A 309-nucleotide genomic window follows, 5' to 3' on the forward strand; every position below is an offset into this window, starting at 1 on the left:
CATTTTTCACTGTAGAGTCTGTCATTAGGGGTACCTATGTATATTCACATTTCATGAGATTGCCACATGAACATAAAAGAGTATTTTTTTGAAATGATTCTATCATGTGTGTGCGGTATTTTAGATGGTCAAGTTTGTTTTTTAAATCTTTTTTCTTTCTTTCAGATTTCTGATGCGCTTTTTCTTTTTTATGCCATAAAGTTCATATATCTTTTCAAGCAACTTTTTATTCCGGTTTGAATAGAAACCATAGCATCTGATCATTTTAAAGTTTTCATCAGGACAGTGAAGGATAAGATTGTTTATAAA

1 protein-coding gene is annotated in these 309 nt (G+C 30.1%); it reads right to left on the reverse strand.

Annotation, left to right across the window (positions count from 1 at the left end):
* Positions 1 to 141 precede the first annotated feature (141 nt).
* Positions 142 to 306 (reverse strand): hypothetical protein, encoded by a 165-nt coding sequence (locus HUU89_RS15490; protein WP_411897129.1) that lies wholly within the window; start codon positions 304 to 306, stop codon positions 142 to 144.
* Positions 307 to 309: the final 3 nt, after the last annotated feature.

It is taken from the genome of Faecalibacillus sp. H12 (assembly GCF_013361255.1).
GTDB classification, from domain to species: domain Bacteria; phylum Bacillota_I; class Bacilli_A; order Erysipelotrichales; family Coprobacillaceae; genus Faecalibacillus; species Faecalibacillus intestinalis.